Annotated in this window: 21 protein-coding genes; 13 read left to right on the forward strand and 8 right to left on the reverse strand. The window is 52.7% G+C overall.

Translation table 11 applies throughout. The features are described 5' to 3' along the window. Positions 1-96: 96 nt before the first annotated feature. From HG66A1_RS24590 to HG66A1_RS24610, 5 genes are all read right to left on the reverse strand, one after another. A complete protein-coding gene (locus HG66A1_RS24590; protein ID WP_145190406.1) occupies positions 97-747 on the reverse strand; it encodes a class I SAM-dependent methyltransferase in 651 nt (216 codons plus the stop codon). Between the two features lie 30 nt (positions 748-777). Then, complete coding sequence (locus HG66A1_RS24595; RefSeq protein ID WP_145190409.1) at positions 778-1,077, reverse strand: Rho termination factor N-terminal domain-containing protein; 300 nt, start codon at positions 1,075-1,077, stop codon at positions 778-780. 435 nt (positions 1,078-1,512) lie between these two features. Continuing rightward, entirely contained in the window at positions 1,513-2,850 is a 1,338-nt protein-coding gene (locus HG66A1_RS24600; RefSeq protein WP_145190412.1) for a DUF1501 domain-containing protein, read from the reverse strand. A gap of 288 nt (positions 2,851-3,138) precedes the next feature. Next, a complete protein-coding gene (locus HG66A1_RS24605; protein ID WP_145190414.1) occupies positions 3,139-4,545 on the reverse strand; it encodes an MBL fold metallo-hydrolase in 1,407 nt (468 codons plus the stop codon). Positions 4,546-4,577: 32 nt separating this feature from the next. After that, a complete protein-coding gene (locus HG66A1_RS24610) occupies positions 4,578-5,027 on the reverse strand; it encodes a beta-lactamase hydrolase domain-containing protein (protein ID WP_145190417.1) in 450 nt (149 codons plus the stop codon). 305 nt (positions 5,028-5,332) lie between these two features. Here HG66A1_RS24610 and HG66A1_RS24615 point away from each other — a divergent pair, with 305 nt between their 5' ends. Beyond that, positions 5,333-6,598, forward strand: a complete 1,266-nt coding sequence (locus HG66A1_RS24615; protein ID WP_145190420.1) for a tetratricopeptide repeat protein — start codon at positions 5,333-5,335, stop codon at positions 6,596-6,598. Here HG66A1_RS24615 and HG66A1_RS24620 read toward each other — a convergent pair. Together HG66A1_RS24620 and gntH are read right to left on the reverse strand one after the other, a co-directional pair. After that, positions 6,595-7,644: a CobW family GTP-binding protein gene (locus HG66A1_RS24620; RefSeq protein WP_145190423.1), complete on the reverse strand. Its 1,050-nt coding sequence runs from the start codon at positions 7,642-7,644 to the stop codon at positions 6,595-6,597. The genes HG66A1_RS24615 and HG66A1_RS24620 overlap by 4 nt on opposite strands. 71 nt (positions 7,645-7,715) lie before the next feature. Continuing rightward, positions 7,716-9,173, reverse strand: coding sequence for a guanitoxin biosynthesis MBL fold metallo-hydrolase GntH (gene gntH, locus HG66A1_RS24625; RefSeq protein WP_145043344.1), 1,458 nt, complete (start codon positions 9,171-9,173; stop codon positions 7,716-7,718). A 472-nt stretch (positions 9,174-9,645) separates the two neighbouring features. Here gntH and HG66A1_RS24630 point away from each other — a divergent pair, with 472 nt between their 5' ends. The 5 genes from HG66A1_RS24630 (at position 9,646) to HG66A1_RS24650 (ending at position 13,461) form a co-directional block, all read left to right on the forward strand. Further along, entirely contained in the window at positions 9,646-10,200 is a 555-nt protein-coding gene (locus tag HG66A1_RS24630) for a DUF3239 domain-containing protein (protein ID WP_145190426.1), read from the forward strand. 37 nt (positions 10,201-10,237) lie between these two features. Then, a complete protein-coding gene (locus HG66A1_RS24635) occupies positions 10,238-10,621 on the forward strand; it encodes a VOC family protein (protein WP_145190428.1) in 384 nt (127 codons plus the stop codon). A 56-nt stretch (positions 10,622-10,677) separates the two neighbouring features. Continuing rightward, positions 10,678-11,352 carry a DUF4253 domain-containing protein gene (locus HG66A1_RS24640; protein ID WP_145190431.1) on the forward strand — a complete coding sequence of 225 codons (675 nt, stop codon included), beginning with the start codon at positions 10,678-10,680 and terminating at the stop codon, positions 11,350-11,352. A 229-nt stretch (positions 11,353-11,581) separates the two neighbouring features. Beyond that, the gene (locus HG66A1_RS24645; protein WP_145190435.1) at positions 11,582-12,346 is read left to right on the forward strand and encodes a DUF3050 domain-containing protein; all 765 of its coding nucleotides are present in this window, start codon (positions 11,582-11,584) and stop codon (positions 12,344-12,346) included. Positions 12,347-12,438: 92 nt separating this feature from the next. Continuing rightward, positions 12,439-13,461, forward strand: a complete 1,023-nt coding sequence (locus tag HG66A1_RS24650; RefSeq protein WP_145190438.1) for a carbon-nitrogen hydrolase family protein — start codon at positions 12,439-12,441, stop codon at positions 13,459-13,461. Between the two features lie 85 nt (positions 13,462-13,546). On the opposite strand, the gene HG66A1_RS24655 is transcribed toward HG66A1_RS24650, so the two are convergent. After that, positions 13,547-15,169 carry a mechanosensitive ion channel family protein gene (locus tag HG66A1_RS24655; RefSeq protein ID WP_197996776.1) on the reverse strand — a complete coding sequence of 541 codons (1,623 nt, stop codon included), beginning with the start codon at positions 15,167-15,169 and terminating at the stop codon, positions 13,547-13,549. Positions 15,170-15,381: 212 nt separating this feature from the next. On the opposite strand from HG66A1_RS24655, the gene HG66A1_RS24660 reads away from it, so the two are divergent. From HG66A1_RS24660 to HG66A1_RS24690, 7 genes are all read left to right on the forward strand, one after another. Continuing rightward, positions 15,382-16,119: a class I SAM-dependent methyltransferase gene (locus tag HG66A1_RS24660; protein ID WP_145190441.1), complete on the forward strand. Its 738-nt coding sequence runs from the start codon at positions 15,382-15,384 to the stop codon at positions 16,117-16,119. Between the two features lie 44 nt (positions 16,120-16,163). Then, positions 16,164-16,658 (forward strand): GNAT family N-acetyltransferase, encoded by a 495-nt coding sequence (locus HG66A1_RS24665; RefSeq protein ID WP_145190444.1) that lies wholly within the window; start codon positions 16,164-16,166, stop codon positions 16,656-16,658. A 14-nt stretch (positions 16,659-16,672) separates the two neighbouring features. Further along, positions 16,673-17,266, forward strand: a complete 594-nt coding sequence (locus HG66A1_RS24670; protein WP_145190447.1) for a hypothetical protein — start codon at positions 16,673-16,675, stop codon at positions 17,264-17,266. Between the two features lie 265 nt (positions 17,267-17,531). Next, positions 17,532-18,857, forward strand: coding sequence for a Gfo/Idh/MocA family protein (locus HG66A1_RS24675; RefSeq protein ID WP_145190450.1), 1,326 nt, complete (start codon positions 17,532-17,534; stop codon positions 18,855-18,857). A 64-nt stretch (positions 18,858-18,921) separates the two neighbouring features. Then, positions 18,922-21,021: a hypothetical protein gene (locus HG66A1_RS24680; RefSeq protein ID WP_145190452.1), complete on the forward strand. Its 2,100-nt coding sequence runs from the start codon at positions 18,922-18,924 to the stop codon at positions 21,019-21,021. A gap of 150 nt (positions 21,022-21,171) precedes the next feature. After that, on the forward strand, positions 21,172-21,522 hold the full coding sequence (locus tag HG66A1_RS24685; protein ID WP_145190455.1) for a hypothetical protein: 351 nt from the start codon (positions 21,172-21,174) through the stop codon (positions 21,520-21,522). Between the two features lie 508 nt (positions 21,523-22,030). Next, on the forward strand, positions 22,031-22,867 hold the full coding sequence (locus HG66A1_RS24690; RefSeq protein ID WP_145190458.1) for a hypothetical protein: 837 nt from the start codon (positions 22,031-22,033) through the stop codon (positions 22,865-22,867). The last annotated feature ends 54 nt before the right edge of the window (positions 22,868-22,921 follow it).

Here is a 22,921-nt window from a genome sequence, read left to right on the forward strand (position 1 = left end):
CGGATTTCCAGATGTTGAACATACCGGAAACCAGGACACGTTCCAGAAAAACAGGTTCACACTGTAGCAATGAGGGGCAGTCGGCCCCGTAAGTGGTCAGGCTTTGATCGACCTGGCGTTGTGACTGATATGGTGGCATTCCAGTACCGACTTTTCCCAGACGAAGATCTCCAGGGGTGGCAGATTCCACAACACGATCGAACGTTTCTCAGGAGGACCGAAGTATTCTGTTGCCAGGTCACAGACACTACTGCGGAACTGGTAAGTCACGAAGGCACCGCCGGGGGCGAGCTGCTGATAGATGGATTCCATCAATGTACGACCTTCCTCCGGCGAGAGGACTGAGAATGGAATTCCCGAGACGATGACATCAGCCGAGGCGAAGTAGTTCCGCTTGAGAATGGATTCCAGATCAAGGGCGGATCCGATCTCGACGATCAGACGCGGGTCTGCGATCTGCTGTAGCGATGCAGCGAATTCTTCAACGACTTCCACACAGAGCAACTTGGACTGATCAGACATAGCCTGCAGCAGGGCCTTTGTCGTCTCGCCGGTTCCCGGTCCGAGTTCGATGACGGTTTTGGCGTTACGCAGACAGGAGAGCGAGCTCAGTTTGCGTTGCAGGTAACTGGAACTGGGAATACAGGAAGCCACCTGCAGCGGGTTCTCGAAGAAGCCACGCAGAAAACAGGGCAGGGTCGAAGTGATCGATGTAGTGTCCTCACCTGGCGAACGTGAAATATCCATGATGTAATCCTGACTGAAGAGGTGATTCGGCTAGCGTTTGTCACGAATGGCTTCGATCAGCTCAGCTTTATTCAGCTTGCTGCGGCCCTGAATGTGATGCTCTTTCGCGAGATTGTAAAGTTCATCTACAGTGCGGTCTTCCAGACGTGTGTTAGGGTTACCGGTTCCCTGAGTGGTCTCCTGGGGCGTTCTTCCCTCTTTCCGCCGTTGTTTATTGACTGTGCGAGCGGCGATCTCTTTCGCCTCGGAACTGGATTTTCCTCGCTCAAGGGCACTCTCTCTGATTTTCTTGTACTGCTTTTCATCTTTTTGTGTCCAGGTGGTCGGCATGGTCTCAGTTCCTGGCGGCCGGTATTAAAAAGAAAACTGAAGCGAGTTCCCCCCCATTCTCATTAGCATGGCCCGCTCGAGAGCCATACCCGATATAGAAACTCGCTCCAGTTTTTATCGGAGTTAGATAGAGTGAAACCAGTTGCATTTCCCGTGCCAATACCACTTCACGGCTGAGCAGTAATTTAAGCCCTTCACGCCTGAAATACCGCGGACAAGGCAGGAAAGCGTGATGAGAATTTTTTCCGGCTCAGCCAGGTGGCTGGATTCCGAAATGAATGGGAAGCAGCTTTAGAATCTGACACGGTTGCTGAGCGACCAGCGTGGTCTCTGGCAAGCCACAATCAGCAGTGATCTGAGACATAACGCGAAGCGAAACAGAATCGCAGCCACGTGGAGGGACTGCTCGCCCTGACAGACTCTAAGTGATCGATATTATACGACTTCCGGCATTGGGAGATAGCCGCTGTCGACCAGATACTGGGGACGACCGGCGTGATCGGGCAGGGTGACCCGCTCGATGTCGATTCCCATATTATGGTAGAGGGTCGCAAAGACTTCCTGGAAGTGGACAGGACGGTCATCCGCTTCGCCGCCGAGACGATCGGTGGTACCGATCACCTGGCCGGTCTTCATTCCACCACAGGCGAGCAGTGCGTTACAGACGCGGGGCCAGTGATCCCGGCCGCTGTTGTTGTTGATCTTGGGAGTCCGTCCAAATTCGCCCCAGGCGATGACGGTCGTGTCTTCGGCGAGTCCCCGCTGATGCAGGTCTTCAATCAGGGCGGTGATGGCCTGATCGAAATCGGGGAAGTTCTCTTTGGCCCGTTTGAAGTTACTGCCATGCCAGTCCCAGAAGCTGTAACTCAACGTCACCATGCGGGCACCCGCTTCAACAAGTCGACGGGCCAGCAGGAACTGTTCGTTCAGACGAGGGGCGGCGTCACCCTGCTTACGCGAGGTTCCTTTGCCATAACGTTCGCGAACCGCGGGATCTTCTTGGGAGACATCAAGTGCCTCGACGAGTCGTCCGGAGGAAAGGACGCCGAATGCCTGTTCGTTGAAAGCGTCCAGGCCTTCCATTGAGCCGCTGTTATCCGCATCGCGGCGGAACTGATCGAAACTCGTTAAGAGTTGTTTTCGATCCTGCAGACGGTCCAGAGTAATTCCATTGAGGGTCATATCCCCCTTCATTTCCCCGTTTGGATTGAAGGGAGTATGTGAGGTGCCCAGGAAACTGTTTTTTCCAAAGTTGTAGGGTGTGTGCTGCATCTTCGGCGAGAGGTTCACATACGCGGGAGACGTTGCCCGCGGATCGCCTTTGAGGCGCGAGAGAGCAGAACCGATTTCCGGCCAGCCGCCTGCAGGCTGATTGCGATCGCTGTGTCCGGTCATACATTGAAACGAAGCATGTTGACCGATAGACCCGACGAGTGAATTCACGAAGATACTTTTATCAGCGAGACCGGCCAGGCGGGGCAGATGCTCGCAAATTTTGATATCAGGTACATTCGTAGAGATCGGGTTGAACTCGCCTCGAATTTCAGAAGGCGCGTCCATCTTGAGATCGTACATGTCCTGATGCGGCGGTCCGCCCGGCAGGTAGATCATGATGATCGACTTGTGTGACTTCCCGGTGCCCGACTGTTGTTCTGCCCGCAGAAGTTGTGGGAGCGTCAGACCGCCGAATCCCAGCGCGCCGACCTTGATAAAATTACGGCGTGAGACGCGATTACAGAATCGGTTAGCAGCTCCGTCGAAAATATTCAGCATTATCTACTCCAGGGCGGGGGCAGCAGTGCGTCCAGTGACGCCAGGCAGGGGAGGGTCAGTCTGGATGGAAAGCGTTTCAGTTTCCCATCTTATCTCTGATCGGCGGAGTTGTCCACGTTGATCCATCAAGATCCATTCACATGAGTGAATTCCCCGGACATTCTTCCCAGACTGCCTCTGTAATAAATATAACAGGATCAGGCGGACTGTATCCGTGCCACCGGTTGAAACCCGCCTTTGTCGAGCCGACGGAACGGAGCCTGGACCAAGAGCACAAGCTCTTTAATTTCAGGCATTTAAGGGCAGGTCTGCGGCTTTCCAGGCGGACATACCTCCCAGGACGTTTGCCACATCAGTGAAACCGGCGCGGCGGATGAACGAGGAGGCGATCGAAGCCCGATATCCAGAACCACAGACCACAGCCACCGGTTGTTCCTGGGGAATTTCCTCAAAGCGTTCCTGTAAAGCACCGCCGTGAATGTGGAGTGCCCCTTTGATATGACCGGCGTCCCATTCCCGCTCGGTGCGCACGTCCAACACTGTCAGCGGGTGCTGCTGGCGCAGTTTGTGATGCAGATCCCGGACTGAGATGGTCTCCAGCATTTCCAAAGGGAATCCCGCTGTTTCCCAGGCATTGATGCCCCCTTCGAGATAGCCCTGAATGTCGTCAAAGCCGACGCGGAGCAGATTAGTGACGACTTCTTTCACCTGGGAGGGCTGATCGACGACGAGCAGAATCGGACGATCATAAGGGAGAACCCAGCCCGCCCAGGTAGGCAGATTTGATCCTATGGGGATGTTGATGGCATCCGGGATGTGTGCTGCCGCGAACGCCTCTTTCGAACGGACATCGACGATCAGGCAATCCTCACATTGTCGCTCTGCGACTTCTTTCGCCGACCAGCGTTTCTGTCCCGGGAGTTCCGGTCCGATGATCGCCGGACCTTCCTTATTGATCCGTTTCATGCGACTGAAATAGGAAGGGGAGAGAGGCATGTCCTGCAGCAAGTCTTCGATCCAGGGTTCTTCGTCCTGCTTCTGCAAGACATTACTGAAACGTCGTTCAAAGCCCAGTGTGGACGAACGTCGCGAGCCAATCGCTTTTCCACACAGAGAACCGGCCCCGTGTGCAGGAAAGATTTCCAGGAAATCGGGCAGGGCCTCGATCCGCGTAAACACGCTTTCATAGAGCTGGTGCGCGAGCTTCTGTTGTTCGGCTTCGCCCAGCAGATCCGGACGCCCGACATCGCCGACGAACAGAAAGTCTCCTGTAAACATGCACCAGGGCGTGTCCTGGCTGCGGGATTCGTCGAACAGCAGTATGGCGATGTGTTCGGGTGTGTGACCGGGAACATGCCGAAACTCGAACCGAAGCTTGCCTAACGACAGCGTGTCGTCTGCTGATACATGACGATCAGCGAATGATTGAGTCCAGTCCGCAGAGCCATACGCTGAACAGTAAATCTGCGGTTGATTGTTCAGTCGCGCTTTCAACTCGCGTGAGCCGGAAACAAAGTCGGCATGCACGTGGGTCTCGATAATATATTGAATGTGCAAATCGTGCTGACGGGCAAATTCAATGAAGTCATCAACATCACGGGGCGGGTCGATTACGACCGCGGCCCCGCTCTGATCATCGCCGATCAGGTACGAACTGATCGCCAGCCCAGGCACAAACCGTGGGTAAAATATCATGTTGAGTACTCTCTGCTGATTGAGTGTGACGCTTATTTGTGGTGCGTATCAACGTAATGCTTGACGAAGTCCTTGAGCTCGGGCTTATCACACTGGAAGCCCATCTCTTCTGCTTTCTGCAGGGTCTGTTCGCCGGACATTCCGTTTTCGACGGCGCGTTTCATCATGGCCATCGCACCGGCGCGCTTACCACTTTTACAGTGAGCGAAAATCGGTTTGGGCAGCGTTTCAAACTGCTCACGAAATTCGTCGACCTGTCTATCGTCCAGCATGTTCATGGAAACAGGGATATGGCAGTATTTCATTCCTGCAGACTCGACTGCTTTGCCTTCCGCTTCGGGAGTGATCGGCATTCCCTCTTCATTGGCAGTGCGAAAGTTCACAATCGATTTGAAACCTTCGTTGCCGAATTCGTAAATTTCGTCCCGGTTCGGCTGAGGTCCAACGGTAATCTGGTCACTGATTTTCATCGTGTTATCCATGTGTAGACTCCTCTTCTTTTGAAGGTCGAGTGATTCACTATCCGCCGTTAGATTAGTCGCAAATAATATACCAGACGTGTAAATCCAGTAGGGTTCCTGATTTTACGGATTACTCGAAGCAATACTGGTTGCTCAGCATCCGCAGCGCCTGCTGAGCCGACAGTGAAAAACCATTTTCAAAAAAATGCGTGATGTTCCTCCACGATAAACGCCTTACAATGTGGGATGTCATTCCGCAGGAAGTACATTCACTGCGGAATGACTGATGTGCAATAGACTTACCTATTTCAACCAGGAGCCCTGTCATGCGTCGTTCGATTCTGATTCCTGTCTGTCTGGGAACGCTGTTCCTGATGAGTCAATTCGCTGTTGCCGCCCCGCTGGCGGAAGAATACCTGACATCGGGAAAACTGGACGAAGGGGCTCAGGCCCTGCAGAAACAATTGAAAGCGAATCCGGAAGATGACGAGGCGCGGTTTGGTCTGGGAGTGGTGCAGTTCTTTCAGTCGTTTGAACATCTGGGAGGAACTTTGGCTCAGTATGTGGGAGGAAATTTGAATCGGTTTGGTTTACGGACAGAAGACGTCAGACGCGGGCTGCCGGAACCAATCCAGAAGATTCTGTCTCAAGCTCCCGATTCCAAAACGGCCACCTATGCCGATACCCGTCAAATGCTGCAGACGTGGGTTGATGATCTGAAAGCTGCTGAGAAAACCCTGTCTGCTGTCAAAGATCCGAATGTGAAACTGCCGTTGCATGTGGGGCTGATCAAGGTTGATCTGTTGGGAATTGGTAAACCGGTCGAAGCACGATTCCTGTTGAGCAGAGCAGGCGTCTCTCAGCAACAGACAGATGCGGAACAGTTCTTAATTGATTTTGATCGCGGCGATGCGGACTGGCTGGCCGGTTACTGCAACTTCCTGTGTGCCTGGGGCGAGGTCCTGCTGGCGATTGACGGTCAGGAATTATTCAACTGTACGGCCCATCTGTTTTTTGAAAAGGTCGACACGCCATACCCATTTCTGCTGGAAGAGCACGGAAATGTAGACAGCATCGTTGGTGTAGATCGGCCACTCGTCTCGGACATCCTGGCATTCATTCACCTCTGGCGGTTTGAACTCAAGGAACCGGAGCGGATGAAGGCGGCCCTGGCACACCTGGAAGATATGCAGTGGCACGCGAAATCGATGTGGAAGTATTATCTGGCGGAAACCGACAACGAACGCGAATGGATTCCCAATCCACAGCAGACCGGCGTGCTCGAAATCAAGGTTACGCAGGAGATGGTCGATACCTGGCTGGTCGTGCTGGACGAAGCGGGAGAGGTACTGCAGGGCAAGAAGCTGATTCCCTTCTGGCGGGGCAAACCGGGGACACAGGGTGTGAATCTGAGACGAGTGTTTACCGAACCTCGGGAGATCGATCCGTTTCTGTGGTTCCAGGGAACCGCGGCGGCCCCGTACCTTGAAAAGGGTGAGATCACAGACTTCGCTGATCCCGAACTGTGGACTCGCATCAACCGGACATTCGGCCGTAACCGGTTCTTCACGCTGGCATTCTGGTTTAACTAATTGATTGGATTAGATGTCGTCTCAGCCAGGCAGTTGTCGAACAGTTCGGTCAGTTCGCCAGGATCGAAGCCGGTGCCGATCGCGACAATGCGGGTGCGGGGAGGACGTGTGCCCCAGTCGTCGAGAGGCGTCAGTTCGGTCCGACGTCCGACGGCCTGTAGCGCGTGCCGTTGCTCGGGAGCTTCTGCACAATAGACAATGCCTTTGCAGCGGTAGATTGAAGCGGGCAACTGACGACGAACCATGGTTTCCAGTTTCTCAATGGAGAAGGGCTGGTCGGATTCATAGTTCCAGGTTGAAAACAGCTGGCTGGCGGTCTGTTGATCGCCGACCAGTTCCGGATTCTGCTGCTGTGCTTCCAGGTGGGCCGGATCGAAACGACCGACGGCGAGCAGGATCTCCAGCGGAACATCGCAGCGCTGTGCCTGCACGATGCGGATCCGCTGAAGATGTTGACCGATCCAGTCCTCGATGACTTCCAGGTGTGTGGGACCGACCAGATCAACTTTGTTTAAGAGAACCATGTCGGCAAAACCGATCTGCCGGAGTTTGAGGGCCGTCAGTTCCTCATTTTCGGCATGCGTGAAAATGGCTTCGGCATCAACGACACAAGTAATGCTGTCCAGCCGGAGCAGTTTCTCGTAGCGCGCGTTCAGGAACGTCATCACGATGCCTTCCGGTTCCGCCACGCCACTGGCTTCAAGAATTACATAATCGATGACATCATCACGGGTCAGCAGTTGTTCCAGCGAGTTGACGAGGTCATCACGAATTTCACAACAGACACAGCCGTTGGTCAGATTGATCGTGTTTTCCTCAACACCTTCCACCAGTTCGGCATCGATGTTAATCGAGCCGAAATCATTGACCAGCACGCCGACGCGGAGACCATGTTCTCCGTTGAGAATCCGATTCAGGAGTGTCGTCTTCCCGGCGCCCAGGAATCCGGTCAAGAGTGTCACCGGAACGGGATCGCGACCTGGAATTTCGATGGGAGTCAGGCGTGGTCCCGGGGCAAGAATGGGGCGTTCATCTTCTGGTTTCACGGTCACTTTTCCTCTGCGCGAAACAGACCTGCTGCCGGGAGATCAGCGGCAGGTCTGGAAATCATGTGGCTTTACTGGCTGTCGTCATCCACTTTGATACCGCGGGCTTCGAGCATTTCCTTCGGATTGAGTGTAATGCCGGGCCACTTCTGCACCGGTTTGCGGTAGGCATCGGGCGGATAGTATTTATGGGGGTCGATTTCCAGTTCACGGAGGAACTCAGACTGCTGTTTCTCACGCGGGAGTCGAGGAGTGGGCAGTTTAATTTCCGCCGGCAGTTTTTCGCCCGGTTTGAGCAACCAGCGGGGATCCATCGAGGCAGGGGCTGCACCATCGGGGAGCAGGGCTTCGCGGGACCAGATGGCATCTTTGGTGACGTTAATCACCTGGACATCGGGGCCGGCAAACATGAACAGGCCATCCCAGTTGGAGCGGACTTCGGCAGTCGATTCGGCTTCGAGTGCGGGCCCTGCATATTCGTAATGACAGATGGCCCCCATGCGAGGCTGAGTCTGTTTAAAGAGATAGCCGGCGGCGTAATACATGGTGTGGAATATGTCGATCGTGTATTCCCAGAGTTCCGCGGGGGCTCCCAGTTTCATCGAAGAAAGCTGAGGCACATCGATGGTCCCTTCCGAAACAAAGACATCGACTCCTTTGCCGTATTTCGCTGAGAGTTCGTCGGGACGACCATCGCCGGTCCAGACGAATGAAAGGCCTGCGTCTTCCCAGTCGAGTCGATAGGCGGAAGCACCATCTTTGACGTGGGAGCGGGGCCAGTGACGGACGACGACGCCATCTTTGTTGTAGCAGATGCCGTTTTCTTCGCGCCAGTCAAACTCCGTGACTTCAATTTCCATGCCGTCGCCGATGGGACAGGCATTGAAGTTTTCCTCGTGCCAGCGGTTCATTTCCCGCATGTGTTTGACCATGTGCTTGATCCCCAGTTCGGGGGTGCGACCGGAAGGGCCGTAAACCCGCAGCGGTGTATAACCGCCTGAGAATGCCCGGAAAGGATAGAAATAAGGCAGGTCAGCAAAGTGATCGGAGTGCAGGTGGCTGATGAAGATATCGTTGATCAGTGGCGCGGGAACCTGCATGGCGATGGCGTTCGAAATACTGCCGTTTCCGAGATCAAAAAAGAAACGCCGGGGCTGCGCTTCGCCGGTTCCCAGTTCAACCAGGATCGAAGTTCCGGACTGCAACCGCGTGGGCGGCCAGGGAGTACTACCCAGGAACGAGATCCGCATTTCGTTCTTCGGAAGAATTTCCGTACCGGGCATAAACACGTTGCGGTTCTTGATGGCCGGCCAGGGTTTGTAGTAATCAGGCAGACTGATCCCGCCCCCCGGTCGCGCTCCGTACGGGTTTTTCATCTCACATTTACCGTCACTGTCTGCAGCAGAGGAGATACCGGGAACGGAGGCCGCCAGTCCGGCACCTACCGCAGCAGCGCTGCCTTTAAGGAAATTGCGTCTGCCCTGGGAATTGTCAGCTGGCTGTTTCTGTGGAGTCTCGTCGGCAGTCAATGCTGTCTCCTCTCTGTCGTGTTGTGAGATAGTAATCGCGGTGAGAAAAGTCCATGAGGAGAAACATCGCAGGCCGGCCCAGTCGAGTTGTGCTTTGACGACGCAAATCGATGGGACAAATACAGTTCCAGCTGGAAACTGTGCCCGTTGTTTCTAACGGTAGTATTCGATTGTATCGGCTATTGGAGGAGAGCACCAAACGTTTCTTGGGGATTTAGAAGAATCCCGGACAGAACTTACGGAGCCCTCTAGTGCGTCTCTTCTGGCAGTTTTAATCCTTAAAAACGGATTAAAAATTTTAATCCGCGGCTACTGGAACCGCCTGCTGAAAATCTCCTTCTCGTCATCAATTCAAATTGATACCGAAACAGTACAGGAGTATACTCAATCCAACTCCATCACGAATCGTGAGCGCATACCGGTTCAGCGATCAGAAGCATGCTATAGAGAGACGAGGACAAAGCGAATACCGATGATTAAAGTGAACTATAAAGTCTTGCTCCGCTGTTATCCCGGGGAAGTCATTTTTTATGTGGTCGGTGTGATCGTGGGATTGGCCCTGATGACGGTGCATGCTGCACTGGGGGGAGCGATTGCCGGGGTTTCCGTGATCGCCTGCATCATGAATCTGAATTCCTGGAAAGGTCATTTCGCTCAGGGTGCATTGTTACCAGCGATTGTGGTTAATCCGGACAAGGGGTTGATTGCGGTTGTCGCGAATATGGATGCCCAGGGAGGCCGCCCGTATCCGGTGGTCAAGATCGTTAAACGCCCGATTAAAAGTGCGACCGGTGCCCCGTTCAAGAAAGGATCGCGACTGGCGACAATCGCCACGTTTCATAACAGCAATATTGTGAGCAACAAGCGCTGGACCGATTTCAATCCGATTGCCGTCAACTGTGCGACTGCCAGTCGTAAGACCATTAAACGGGCGATTAACGCCATCGATGAGGAAGAGTGGGAACTACTGCTGAAAGTCGTGAAGAAGCTGGATCAACCTTATAAAGCGGGGATCTATCCACTCTGATGCCCCAGATCATTTAAAAACAGGGGAGAAAACGAGCATGCGACCACAGCCGATGATTGTTGTGAATGATGTCCCCGCCAGCAGTCGCTGGTATCAGAGTCTGCTGAATGTCAAAAGTGGACATGGCGGCGATGAGTACGAACAGCTGGTACGCGAGGATGGCACGCTGATCCTGCAGTTGCACCACTGGGACGTGCACGAGCATCCCTTTCTGGGAGATCCCGATGCATTAAAGGGGAACGGTGCCTTGCTCTGGTTTGAAATTGATGATTTCACTGAGGCGGTCGCGCGGGCGAATTCGATGTCTGCAGAGATTCTGGACGGACCGCTAGTCAATCCGAATGCACAGCACCGTGAACTCTGGGTGCGCGATCCGGACGGCTACACTGTCGTACTGGCGACGAAGTATGGCGATCTCTAAACCCCCTCCATAAAGTTGTTGCCGGATTCTTTTCCTTTCAACAGGATTTTCACCGTATGACATTCAAAACCTTCAAGGTCCCCGGTGTTGAGGCTGTAGAACAATTGAATGCGTTTCGCGATCAGTATCCGCAAACCGGACAATATCCGTTTCTGATCGGGCCGCAGGATGATCTGGAGAGGATGATTGAATCTGCTGAATCCCCAAGGCAGTCACCCGAGGAAACCATACGCGCCTCTCAGAAGATTGATATCGACGAATGGGTGGCGGAACGCAGGGCGGAAATGAAAGAGTTTGGCTATTCTCCCTATGAGGACCTGGGGGAATGGCCTGGAGAAATTCATGAGAAAGGGTCCCTCTGTTTACACAAAAACGCTGTGAATGGAAACGTTCTCCCCGAAGTCTATATCGGACTGGCACAAATTAAAACGTCCTGGCATCTTCCCGCCATTTTAAACTTTGGAGGCTGGAATGATTGCCCGGAACCGGAGGTTCAATGTGCCTTCCATCGCAAGTGGCAAACCGATTGGGGAGCGGAAATCTGCAGTGTCGGAGGGGGTGTTATCGAATGCACAGTCAATGAGCCTCCTCAAGATCAGCAATCAGCCCTGCAACTGGCCTGGGAACAGTACTGGTATTGTGGCGATATTGTGGTTCAGGGTTGTGAAACGATCAGCAATCTGGGAGCGACTCTGCTGAAATCTCCTTACTGGTTCTTCTGGTGGGATTAAGAGAAATCCCTGAGAAAGCCCTACCAGAACAGCCGGTGAGAACTATAATCGCGGGTGAGTTCGTTCTGAAAACGCGCTCTGTGAGGGGATCGTTGCCCACCTTCGGTGAGCAGGTAACAGACGTTTTCTGTTTCCGGTGGCAAGCGCCCTTCCGCTCAGATTTTTAATTCAATATACCAGCGGCTACTCCGCGCCGCTTACATCTAAATCTCCAGAGAATGGGCTGTCCATGTCACGGGAAATTACGTCTGAAATCATTGCTTCGTTTTCCGAACCACTCGAAACTCATCCGATTTATGAGTCGATGGCGACGCTGGAGGACCTGCAGCGGTTCATGGAACACCATGTCTATTCGGTCTGGGATTTCATGTCTCTGGTGAAGACGCTGCAGGGGATTGTGGCTCCCACGGGAGCGCCCTGGGTGCCTGTGGGCGATGGAAGCATTCGACGGTTTATCAACGAGATCGTGCTGGAAGAAGAATGCGATGAAACCGCGGACGGCGAATTCGCGAGCCATTTCGAACTGTATCAGACAGCCATGCATGAAGTGGGGGCCGACACCGGACCGCTGAAGGAATTTATCGCCACCGTCAAATCGAGCGGGATCGAGAGTGCGCTGGCTCTGCCCTCTCTGCCCGAACCGTCGCGGCAGTTCACCACCAAAACATTTGAGTTCATCGCCGATGGCGCGCCACATAAAATCGCGGCGGCTTTCGCTTTGGGACGCGAACACATCATTCCCAGCATGTTCCGTGCAATCCTGAAGCAGACCGGCGTTTCAGAACAACAGGCGCCCGTGTTTCATTACTATCTGAATCGGCACGTCGAACTGGATGGTGACTTCCATGCCCCGCTGTCACTGCGACTGCTCAACGGACTGTGCGGGGGAGACGAAGTTAAAATTCAGGAAGCGATCACGGCGGCGCAGGAGGCAATTCAGGCCCGGCTGCAGTTGTGGGACGGCGTGCTGGAGAGCATTCAGGCATCGGTCTGAAAATCTGGTAGCGACAACGACGTCGATGCTCTACAATCAGAGCGCCCGTTTGAATCCCCTTTCATTCTGCTCTCAACAGGTGGCGTTCCCAGATGACTTACCCTGCATTCAAAGCTGCTCTCGCGCATGTTGCTCCCGTATTTCTGGATAAAGACCGGACGGTCGAAAAGGCCAGCTCGCTGATTCGCGAGGCGGCTCGTCACGGAGCGCAGATTATTGTCTTCCCGGAGACTTACATCCCGGCGTTTCCGGTCTGGTGCGCACTGCAGGCCCCCATTCATAACCACGATCTGTTCTGCGAACTGGCGGCGAATACAATTCAGGTGGACGGACCGGAACTGGCGACGATTGCTGAGGTCGCCCGGGAGTGCGGAATCTTCGTCTCGATGGGCTTCAACGAAGGAACGCACGTCAGTGGCGGCTGCATCTGGAATTCCAATGTGCTGATCAGCGATGAGGGGACTGTTCTCAATCATCACCGCAAAATCGTACCCACGTTTTATGAGAAGCTGGTCTGGGCGCCCGGCGATGGGGCGGGTCTGGTGGTCAATCCGACACGACTGGGGCAGGTGGGGATGCTGATCTGCGGTGAGAATACGAATCCCCTGGCACGGTTCACGCTGCTTGCCCAGGGAGAGCAGGTGCATCTCTCGACCTATCCGCCGGTCTGGCCCTCACACGATCCTGCAGTGCACGAGAACTACGATCTGAAAAACGCGATTCTGATTCGCGCGGGGGCCCACGCTTTCGAAGGAAAACTGTTCAACCTGGTGGCTGCGGGCTACCTGGATCGCGAAGCACGCGATCAACTGGCCAACCGGGACAAAGAGGCGGGCCGCATTCTGGATGCGAGTCCGCGCGGGATTTCGGTGGCCATCGGTCCCAGTGGCACACCCATCAGTCAGATTCAACAGGCAGACGAAGGTCTGCTTTACGCGGACGTCGATTTAGCGTTGTGCGTTGAGCCCAAACAGCTGCACGACCTGGTGGGCGGTTACAACCGATTTGATATTTTCCAGCTGACCGTGGATCGGAGAGCGCAACGGCCCGTGCGCTTCCATGATAACGGTGAAACGCCCGATGCAGACGCGGATACGTTGACGTTCCATTCATGAAGTCAATCGCGTCAACAGAAAGTGCCTCTGAATTCGATGAGGAATTCAGAGGCACGCTGTGAATTATCTGAAGCAGCTGCAAGCGTTACTTGCTGACCGTTTCGATTTTGCCGTTCCCTTTGGACGCATCCGTTGAGTAGACATGAATGTCCTGCTGCGGGAAGGGGATCGAGATGCCGGCCTGGTCGAAGCGGCGTTTGACTTCGCGGGTGACCGCGGTTTTCACGGCCCACCAGTCGGTGGTTTTGGCCCAGGGGCGACAGACGATGTTGACCGACGAATCGGCAAGGGCATGCGTCACCACGACCGCTTCGGGTTCGCGGAGAACGAGTTCCTGGTCTGCCAGCACGTCGCGGATGATCTGTTCGGCCTGTTCGAAGTCATCACTGTACCCGATACAGAACTCAAGATCGACGCGGCGAACCTTGTTGGCGGTGATGTTGGTGATCACGCCGTTCCAGATCGAGTTGTTCGGCACGTGAATGGTCTGGTTGTCAAAGGTGCGGAAGTTGGTGGAAACGAGGTTCATCTGTTTGACGGTTCCGGTAACGCCGCCTGCGGTGACGACATCGCCGACATCAAAGGGACGGTTAATCAGAATCATCAGACCGCTGGCAAAGTTACTCAAGGTTCCCTGCAACGCGAGACCGACGACCAGACCAGTGGCCCCGATGGCTGCGAGGACCGGGGTCATATCGACTTCGAGTGCAGTCAGGGCGACTGCAAAACCGACGAGATAGATCACGTTGCGGATCGTACCGCTGATCAGGTTTTCGGCGAGTTGTGTCAAACGGACCTTCCGTTCGAGCAGCCAGCTGATAACGGTCGAACCGATGCGGGCTACGACCCAGGTCAGGAACAGGATCAGCAGGAATTTCCCGAGGTTCCAGCCCATCCGCTGGCCCCCTTCTTTTGAGACAAACCAGCCTTTGATGCCCGACCAGGCAGCGCTGGCATCCGAGGTATCAAGTTCGAGACCGGAGACGGCGGCGATGTATTTGCGATAGGTTTCCACGTCTCCCCCTTTGGCCGCCAGTGATGTGAGGACCACTTCCAGACGGTCACTCAGCGCGGTGCGTTCGTCCTGCAATCGATTGATGTTCTGCAGGAACGCCGCTTTCATCGCTTCGGCGGATTGTGTAGTGGTGGGATTATCAGGCGTGCTTGTGCTGTCTGCTGTTGTGGCTGATTTTTCTTCCGTGGATGCAGTTGTTCCCTCTTCCGCTTTGGCGGGATCGGGCCTGGCTGCATCGACGGCGACATCCACGCCCAAAGTTTCCTGAGCTTGTTTCGTCAGTTCCTCTTCGGTCTGCCGGGCCTTTTCGTCGGCCATGTGCTGAACCGATTCTGCTTTCTTCAGTGAATCGAGGGCCTGCTGATCATCGTTCGTGGCGATGGCTTCGTTGGTTTTCTTGACCCCCAGCCGGGCCGCTGCAATCTGGCGGGACTTGTTGCGCAGCAGTTCAAACCAGGCATTGGCCTCGACCTGCAACTCGTCTTTGGTCAGGGGGCGCACCATGATGCGCAGTTGATCGAGGGGGACCAGGGGATCGATTGTGGTGACCGGTTTTAACTCTTTTACCGATGACGGGGGTTCTGCCTGTTTTGCATCCGCTTTCTCATTGGTTTCCTGGGCCTGGATCTGCGCCCCCGATAGAAAAACAAAACAGAATAACACGATAAACAGTAACAGCTTTGGCAATCTCACAATTAACTCCGAGGGTTGGAATAAAAAATCTGGTCGCGGGCCCGACTATCCTGCGGGCACTCTAATGAATTCTGAGCGTCTTTGAGAGTGATTCTGATGAATTTTTCCAGAACACGGTGAATCCACTATCCCATCTTACGTTATATTTGTGCAGCCGTAAAATTTTTTGTCTCAAATCAACGGATTCCCATTTTTGAAAGTGACCTGCGCTCATGACGACGAATTACGACCCGATTGCTGAGCAGTACAAACGGTCCAAGCAGATGCCGTGGCGGACATTTGTGGAATGTTATACGTTGATGGAACTGGCCGGGAATCCCAGCAGTCTGTCTGTACTGGACATTGCCTGTGGTGAAGGTTTTTATACGCGAATGATTCGTCAGCGCGGTGCGGCCCGCGTGACCGGCGTGGATCTTTCGCAGGGCATGATCACTCTGGCACAACAGCAGGAAGACGCGCACCAGCAGGGGATCGCTTATATTGTGGGCGATGCACGTGAGCTGCCGGTTCAGGAAGAATACGACCTGGCAATCGCCGCATATCTGTTGAATTACGCACGTACGCGCGAGGAACTGCAGTCGATGTGCGATGGTATCGCGCGGGCACTCAAGCCGGGGGGACGCTTCGTGACCGTCAACAGCAGCCCGGCGTTTCACTTTCCCGCGTCTCCCTCGTTTCGTCAGTTCGGCTTTGAAACCAAAGCGGTGGGCGACTGGCAGGAAGGGACGCCGATCACCTGGACGTTCCACCTGGAGGACGGTCCCTTCGACATTGAAAACTATTACCTGAGCGTCGCAACGCATGAAAATGCTTTCCGCCAGGCCGGCTTTAGCGAAGTCCGCTGGCATCCGCCTCAACTCTCGCCGGAGGGCTTGCAGGATCAGACCGACGATTTCTGGTCGCCGCTGCTGGAGAACTCCCCGATCGCGTTTATTGAATGCGTGAAGTGAGATTCAGAGGTGGCATCGATTTCAAAATCGCCTAGACTAATGAAATGCCTGATTCACCTGCTGACATTTATGTCCGTGATGCGAGAAACGATGATGCAGAGAGAGTCGCGGTTATCTGCGAAGCCGCTTTTGCGCCATTGCGTTCCATCTATCGACCGAAGGAGGAAGCGATTGCCCGACAGGCTGAACGCGCACAAACGGGAACGCGACTGGTGGCAGAAATCGCGGGCACTCTTGTCGGAACCGTTCAATATGATCTGCACACTCGGCATCTGCACGTAATTGGACTGGCCGTGCATCCCGATTATCAACGTCGCGGTGTGGCCCGTTGTCTGTTGGACGAAATCGATCAGCGGGCAGTACTGCCTGGGCAACCCGTGGTCGTACTGGATACCATTAAAGAAACAGGAAACGTCCCTCTCTTCGAGAAACTGGGATTTGAAGTCACCCGGGAAGAGGTGGCGACCTGGTGTCAGAGTGAGACCTTTTCACAAGTACATGATGTGAAGATGGAGCGGATTGTCATTCCAAACAAGTAACGGGAGGAGAGGTCATGTCATCAAGAGCTAAACAGGCGGGTGTATGTGTGCTGATTGTCATCGGCGTCAGTCTGCTGCAGGGGGCCGAGGAACCTGTGTCCGTCAAAAGCGATTGGGCGGCGCAGCCTCACGGTAAATATGAATTCCTGCAGGCGCCGCTGGAAACACCAACGTCCGCAGAGACTCGCAAATCGCTGCCGTTTCGGCGGATCAAGTTACAGCGATTCGGCCCGCTTGATATCCTCAACGGCGGTCGGGCTGTTAACGAGTACGTTGAATTTCATGTTGATGGGAAAGCGCTGCTGCACGCGATTTCCGGTTCGAAGAAAGACGGCGTCTATACAGGAACGATTGACCTGCGAGACTATGCCCGGCTCTGCCTGTTGTATGAAACGCTGCTTCAGGAAGCGGGAACACCGGAGAAGTTCGGACACGAAATCCCGTCTTCCCATCCCGTCATCGCTGAGCTGACACTGACGTTCAATGGAACGAAGCCGAACAGAGTGCATCGCAACGATGCCAACTTCGGCGACTTCAAGTTCTGGGTGTTTGAGAACGTGTTCGAGAATATCGAATCCGGGGTGAAGTGGGAGCAGGTGGAAGAGTGACACCGGAATGATAATTTTCTTCATGCTGGACCGAATAGAGTTTCCTGGCGGCAATTATGATCAGTGGCAGATAAATTACCGGCGGCTAGCCTTGCCGCTCAGTTTTTTACCTCACACCAAACAGCCCAATTAATAACAGTTCTTATGTAACTAAAACACGAAAATTCGACAGGGGCAAAAAACTGCGGTCAAATTTTCTTAGCTGTTTGACTATACTGACAGCATTGAATTTCATCTTTAACGCTCAACCGAGAGGAGAAATCATATGTCCGCCCATCAGATAACCCGTCGCGAAGCGCTGCAGACGACTGCTGCCCTGGGAGCCGGCCTCTGGCTGGGAACGTCGACGCAACCGACGCGGGCCGCCGCGAATGAGAAGCTGAATGTCGCGGTGATTGGCGTCGGAGGACGAGGGGCAGCAAACCTCAGCGGCGTCGGCAAGACTGAGAACATTGTCGCGCTGTGTGATGTCGACGACAAGCGGGCGGGCAAAGCCTATGAGCGATATTCTAAAGCGAAAAAGTACGCCGACTACCGTCGGATGCTGGACGACATGGAAAACCAGATCGACGCCGTCGTTGTCAGCACGCCCGACCATACGCACTTTCATCCTTCGATGATCGCGATGACGATGGGCAAGCATCTCTACTGTGAAAAGCCGATGGCGCACTCGGTGTGGGAAGTCCGCGAGATGACCAAACTGGCGGCGAAGAACAAACTGGCGACACAGCTGGGGATGCAGCGGCATGCGTTGTCGAACATGCATCGGGCCGTCGAACTGATCAAGTCGGGATCAATCGGCGATGTGAGCGAAGTTTACAGCTGGATCAGTTCCAGTCGCGGGATGCCTCCCGAACCGGTTAAGGAAATTCCGCCGCCGAAAACTCTCGACTGGGATCTGTGGATCGGTCCGGCGAAGTTTCGGCCGTACGCGGTCAATTCCAAGGGAGAGGGAGTGCTGGCACCTTACAACTGGCGGTTCTGGTGGGATTACGGCACCGGGGAGACCGGCAACTGGGGCTGCCACATTCTGGACATTCCGTTCTGGGCCCTCGATCTGAAATACCCGACGCACGTGGATGCCTCGGGACCGAAACGGGATGCTGAGCGGACACCGACCGAAATGCTGACCAGTTTCGACTTCCCGGCCAACGACAAACGGGGGCCAATCAAACTGCACTGGTCGCAGGAACGGGGCGGCCCGGCGATTTTGAAAGAGAAGGGGCTCAATCTGAAGGGAGCCAACACGCTGTTCATCGGCTCCAAGGGAATGCTGCTGACCGGCTTTGGTTCGCTGAAACTGTTCCCCGAAAATTCGTTCGCGAACTTTAAAGCTCCGGAACAGTTCATCCCCGATTCACCCGGGTTCTACAAAGAGTGGATCGAAGCCTGCAAAGGAGGCGAACCGGCCACCTGCAACTTTGATTATTCAGGACCGCTGTCCGAAACCGTGCTGCTGGGGAACACCGCCTACCGCGCGGGCGGCGGCTTCGACTGGGATGCTGACACACTCACGGCCACAGGCAATGAGAGTGCGAAACCACTACTGCATTCCGAATTCCGCAAGGGGTGGGAAGAGTTTACGAGTTAGGCTGATTGAAATCGCGTAGAAAACTGATTTGTAAGAAACTCAAAAATACTCTAAGGAATATTTAGTGACTGAAGAAGGTCTGGACCCTAGCGATCCACCAGCGGATTCAATGCAAGGTATTTGGTCGGGGTTAGATTGGAACTCTGAATTAAAAGAAATAATATTTTGTGTCGAGTTACCATTTTGGCTACTTATGCCTCCCTGCCAATTGTCTGTCGAATATAAGGGTTTTTCAACTACCGTATTCATAGAGAATGAAGGTATTGAGATACAGAGAGGAAATCAATTATCGCGAGGTCACAGAAATACAATTTTTATTGGCGGTAAAATTGCCGCTCGAGATGCTTCTTTTTCATTACATAATATTTGGGACGGAACATTACTCAGAACAACACGATCCTTACTTTATATCAATACATATGCTCTATCTGATGCAATTGACGCATTTTTCGATAGTGATGGACCTCGCAGATTTGTTGGCCATAGATACTTTGCTTCATTAGCACAAGGTCACCTACCGTTAGTAAACGAAGTAATAAATGCATACAGAAGGGCATCCATCGACCCATTCGCTAATGAGGTTACCGTATGGGATGTACCGCGCTGGGTCGTTTGCCACCATCCAAGATTCGAATCTGTGAGTCTGTTTCCACATCTTATTAATGATAACTATCCCAGTGTCGGAGATGAAAAAGAGGAGTATGACTATTTTGCAACAGATGAAGAAGCAGTAAGAGATCACTTATCGAAATCTATCAACCCCGGTGAAATTGAAATGCTTGATGGCTGGAGCCTCTTTCATAGAGGCCGCTATGGTGACTCGATACGTTCGTTCGTCACTGCCATTGAAGTACTTCTCGAGTCTGAAATAACTCGAATTTTATCCACGCTGGGAAACTCACAAGAGGATATAGACCGTCGATTAGAAATTACTCGAAATACTTTTGACGAAAGATTAAAAGACTATTGTGCCTTAACTAAAAGAAGAGTCCCGGGGCCTAAATTACATTTCATTCCCTACCTCAATGGCGTTCGTTTAGATCGAGAATTTGATTATACGAGAAAATTGCGTCACAAAATCGTTCATCATGGTCATCGACTTGATCATAATTTTGTAAAGCCGATGCAAAGAGCAGCAGAGACGACCAGCTGGCTATTTGATTGGTTATTGAATAATGGAGATTTTGAAAACAGAAGAATAAAAAATCATACATTTTTCTTTGGTCTCCATACGAGTTCAACACTCCTCCCCTGTGATGTTGAAAATGACATGCTTGTTGTTACTCCTCCTCCTTGGCATGATTCAAGCCAATCTGAAGCGATACAAATTAGTATTGATCATGTTGTCCATACAGATGAAATGCTCCTTTGCACAATCAGTTCCAATAAGAATGGTGGAAAAGATGTTGAGCATTTCACAAAAATGGCATATTTCGAACTTGGCTTGGGAGAAATTGATGACTGCCCCTTTGATAAAAGTCCTCCCCCTATTCCAGAACGTTTTTTTATAGATCACCAAGGGAGAAAGATTCTTTTTTTTGTATTAGACTGTTCTGAACTACTTGAGAGAAACCATATTGAGCAAGTTATCAAATACTTGACAGAAAATTATCCAGATAGCAAAAACTATGACCATGCAATTCTTGTCTCAAATGACCAGACAGACGTGGGCTGGTATCGACGTAGAATTGAAATAAACGAAGCTGAAATCAATAAGCTAGCAAACCCACATCATCTCTCAATTATCAGAACTCCTGATCTAGCAAAATTAGTTCTAGCTGTGTTGAATCAAAACTGGAATGCGGAATCCATCGTATCAGAAATGCTTCAACCAGGGCTGCAAGGCTCCTCCCCGCCTCAAAGCACTCTACTGGGTAGTATTTATCACTTCTGGGATGAGCGAAGTATTATTGGTATTCAACTTGAAGGCACACATTCACTCAAAAAAGGTGATCTTTTAGCGCTCAAGCTGAGGGATCAATATTTTCAACATGAATTAGTTGATTTTAAAATTGATGAAGAAGGCAAACTCACCTTTCAAATTGATTTAAAAAGAAATCAAATCCCCATAGATTCAAAAGTGTTTCTTCTAGACCGAACAAAATCTTTTCGTGAACAACATATAGATGAGGAAGTTAAAGATAACCCGGATCAAGAACTCTGAGTTACTCATTGAGATTGAATGCTGTCTTTGAGCATAGGACACTCAAAGCGGGTTATCACATATCTTTCGATCAGTTTTTCTTGAAGAAACTGACTGGTTGGATTGCTTACTTAAGATGAGTTCTGTCAAAAGCAAAATAGAGAAGCCGTGATGCAGGAATCAGAAGCCAGGCTGAGCTTGAAACATGAGGAATTGAACCGGGTCAGCCTGTTCTGTCCGCTCCTGTTAGCTCTTATTATCGTGGCGCGGAGTGGACTGGCCGTGGCAGGATATCGCTCCTGGGACGGGATTCCTGTCGCCCTCCTCGTACTGGGAATCCTGACGTTCCTGGCTTACTTTCAACTGAAGCTGACGACCGGCCTGGGGCTGCGTGAATTCTGGCACCAGTGTTCCCTCCCGGCTGACCAGAGGCGGAAGTTGACATTCATCGATGGCTGCCTGATTTTCATTTATATCATGGCGTTGAACGGCTACATCATTTACCTGTCGATTCTGGATTAACTCGTGGGGCGAGATTTTCGGCCGGGAGAAACCCTACTGCCAGATCGTCATGTTTTCTGCGCGATCATGCTGGTGGCTCAGCATTCAACAGCGGGACTCTGGCCGACGCTGTCTGATGAGATCTCTTTCCATTCCGATGAAATTTTCCGGCACTTCAATTTTTATAAATTGAGTGATGCGAAGAGGTGTTTTCAATCTGTTGATTTTTCATGACAACGGATTTGAATGATCTTTCCTGCTGGCATAGTGGTTGCACATTTTTCAAAACCATGCGGGCAACGCTGTGACTGTTCTGTTTTTATCGTGAGTCACACCCGATTCTGCATGACTGTCGCTGATGGATGACAGGATGTCGCAGTGATTCAGCCTGCCCGCTTCTGTGTTGAAGAAATCCTGCCGGCAGTGTCAGGCACTGCCCAGCATATCGGCTTAATTGTCGATCCCTGCTCTGACCTCAAATGCCAACCACAAGGGAGAGATGATGCTAATTCGAGGGATGCGATGTTTGATGTTACTCGGTCTGGGGCTGGTGCTGCTGCAGCCGGATCCGGGTGGGTTGTCCTCGGCAGCGGCCCAGGAGACCCCGAGTGAAGGTTTGGGTTACAGCCCTTACTATCCGGCCAATCAACCTGACGACAGTGATCTGTCAGTGAATTTCAATGAAGAGAATCAAGAGGGTGATCGGAAAATGCCAAACGATTCACGACGTGAGAACGCCCGACGGGGAGCGAAGAATCCGCCAGATTATGTGAATCGGCCTGCGGAGCATCGACGCAGAGACGACAATCCCGATGACCAGTGGTTTGATGATGACTGGTGGTACGACGGCTCAGAAGAGAATCCCCCTCGTGAGACACCACGCAGAGACGATCCCCGTGGAGAGCGCTCCGATACAGATCATCCGCGCGGCGCGCTTCCCCGGAGAGGACGTCCTCCGCGTAGAGATAACCCCCAGAGAGACAATCCCCGCGAAGACTCTGCCCGGTTCGACGAAGACTGGTGGCACGATGATTCCACCTGGTTTGATGAAAACTGGTGGCAGGACCAACGGGAAGAATATGACTACCAGCTGGGACGCGAAGATGCAGACGAGTATCGCTACTACGACAACTACTATGGCGATAACGATCTGCCGCAACACTGGTGGGAGATGGATAATAACGGCAGATACATGCCCGAACAATTACAGGGCTTGAATCAGCGCTACGAAGGTGAACCCGCTGATCGCCCTGAGAACAATATCTATACCGACTGGTGGGAAGATCATGGAGCCGGCTACGGCTACCAGTATGGCCACTCCAATCTGTCCAACCAGTACTACACCGCTGATGACTGGTGGGACTAAGTCCCACTCGTAAAACCTCATGAATTTTGAATCTGGAACAACGTTAAACAAAGG

Origin of the sequence: Gimesia chilikensis, from assembly GCF_007744075.1 — a bacterium.
Classification (GTDB): Bacteria; Planctomycetota; Planctomycetia; order Planctomycetales; family Planctomycetaceae; genus Gimesia; species Gimesia chilikensis_A.

Coding starts and splice junctions, on each gene's coding strand:
- HG66A1_RS24590 (WP_145190406.1), bottom strand. CDS start 747: ATGGATATTTCACGTTCGCCAGGTGAGGACACTACATCGATCACTTCG.
- HG66A1_RS24595 (WP_145190409.1), bottom strand. CDS start 1,077: ATGCCGACCACCTGGACACAAAAAGATGAAAAGCAGTACAAGAAAATC.
- HG66A1_RS24600 (WP_145190412.1), bottom strand. CDS start 2,850: ATGCTGAATATTTTCGACGGAGCTGCTAACCGATTCTGTAATCGCGTC.
- HG66A1_RS24605 (WP_145190414.1), bottom strand. CDS start 4,545: ATGATATTTTACCCACGGTTTGTGCCTGGGCTGGCGATCAGTTCGTAC.
- HG66A1_RS24610 (WP_145190417.1), bottom strand. CDS start 5,027: ATGGATAACACGATGAAAATCAGTGACCAGATTACCGTTGGACCTCAG.
- HG66A1_RS24615 (WP_145190420.1), top strand. CDS start 5,333: ATGCGTCGTTCGATTCTGATTCCTGTCTGTCTGGGAACGCTGTTCCTG.
- HG66A1_RS24630 (WP_145190426.1), top strand. CDS start 9,646: ATGATTAAAGTGAACTATAAAGTCTTGCTCCGCTGTTATCCCGGGGAA.
- HG66A1_RS24635 (WP_145190428.1), top strand. CDS start 10,238: ATGCGACCACAGCCGATGATTGTTGTGAATGATGTCCCCGCCAGCAGT.
- HG66A1_RS24640 (WP_145190431.1), top strand. CDS start 10,678: ATGACATTCAAAACCTTCAAGGTCCCCGGTGTTGAGGCTGTAGAACAA.
- HG66A1_RS24645 (WP_145190435.1), top strand. CDS start 11,582: ATGTCACGGGAAATTACGTCTGAAATCATTGCTTCGTTTTCCGAACCA.
- HG66A1_RS24650 (WP_145190438.1), top strand. CDS start 12,439: ATGACTTACCCTGCATTCAAAGCTGCTCTCGCGCATGTTGCTCCCGTA.
- HG66A1_RS24660 (WP_145190441.1), top strand. CDS start 15,382: ATGACGACGAATTACGACCCGATTGCTGAGCAGTACAAACGGTCCAAG.
- HG66A1_RS24665 (WP_145190444.1), top strand. CDS start 16,164: ATGCCTGATTCACCTGCTGACATTTATGTCCGTGATGCGAGAAACGAT.
- HG66A1_RS24670 (WP_145190447.1), top strand. CDS start 16,673: ATGTCATCAAGAGCTAAACAGGCGGGTGTATGTGTGCTGATTGTCATC.
- HG66A1_RS24675 (WP_145190450.1), top strand. CDS start 17,532: ATGTCCGCCCATCAGATAACCCGTCGCGAAGCGCTGCAGACGACTGCT.
- HG66A1_RS24685 (WP_145190455.1), top strand. CDS start 21,172: ATGCAGGAATCAGAAGCCAGGCTGAGCTTGAAACATGAGGAATTGAAC.
- HG66A1_RS24690 (WP_145190458.1), top strand. CDS start 22,031: ATGTTACTCGGTCTGGGGCTGGTGCTGCTGCAGCCGGATCCGGGTGGG.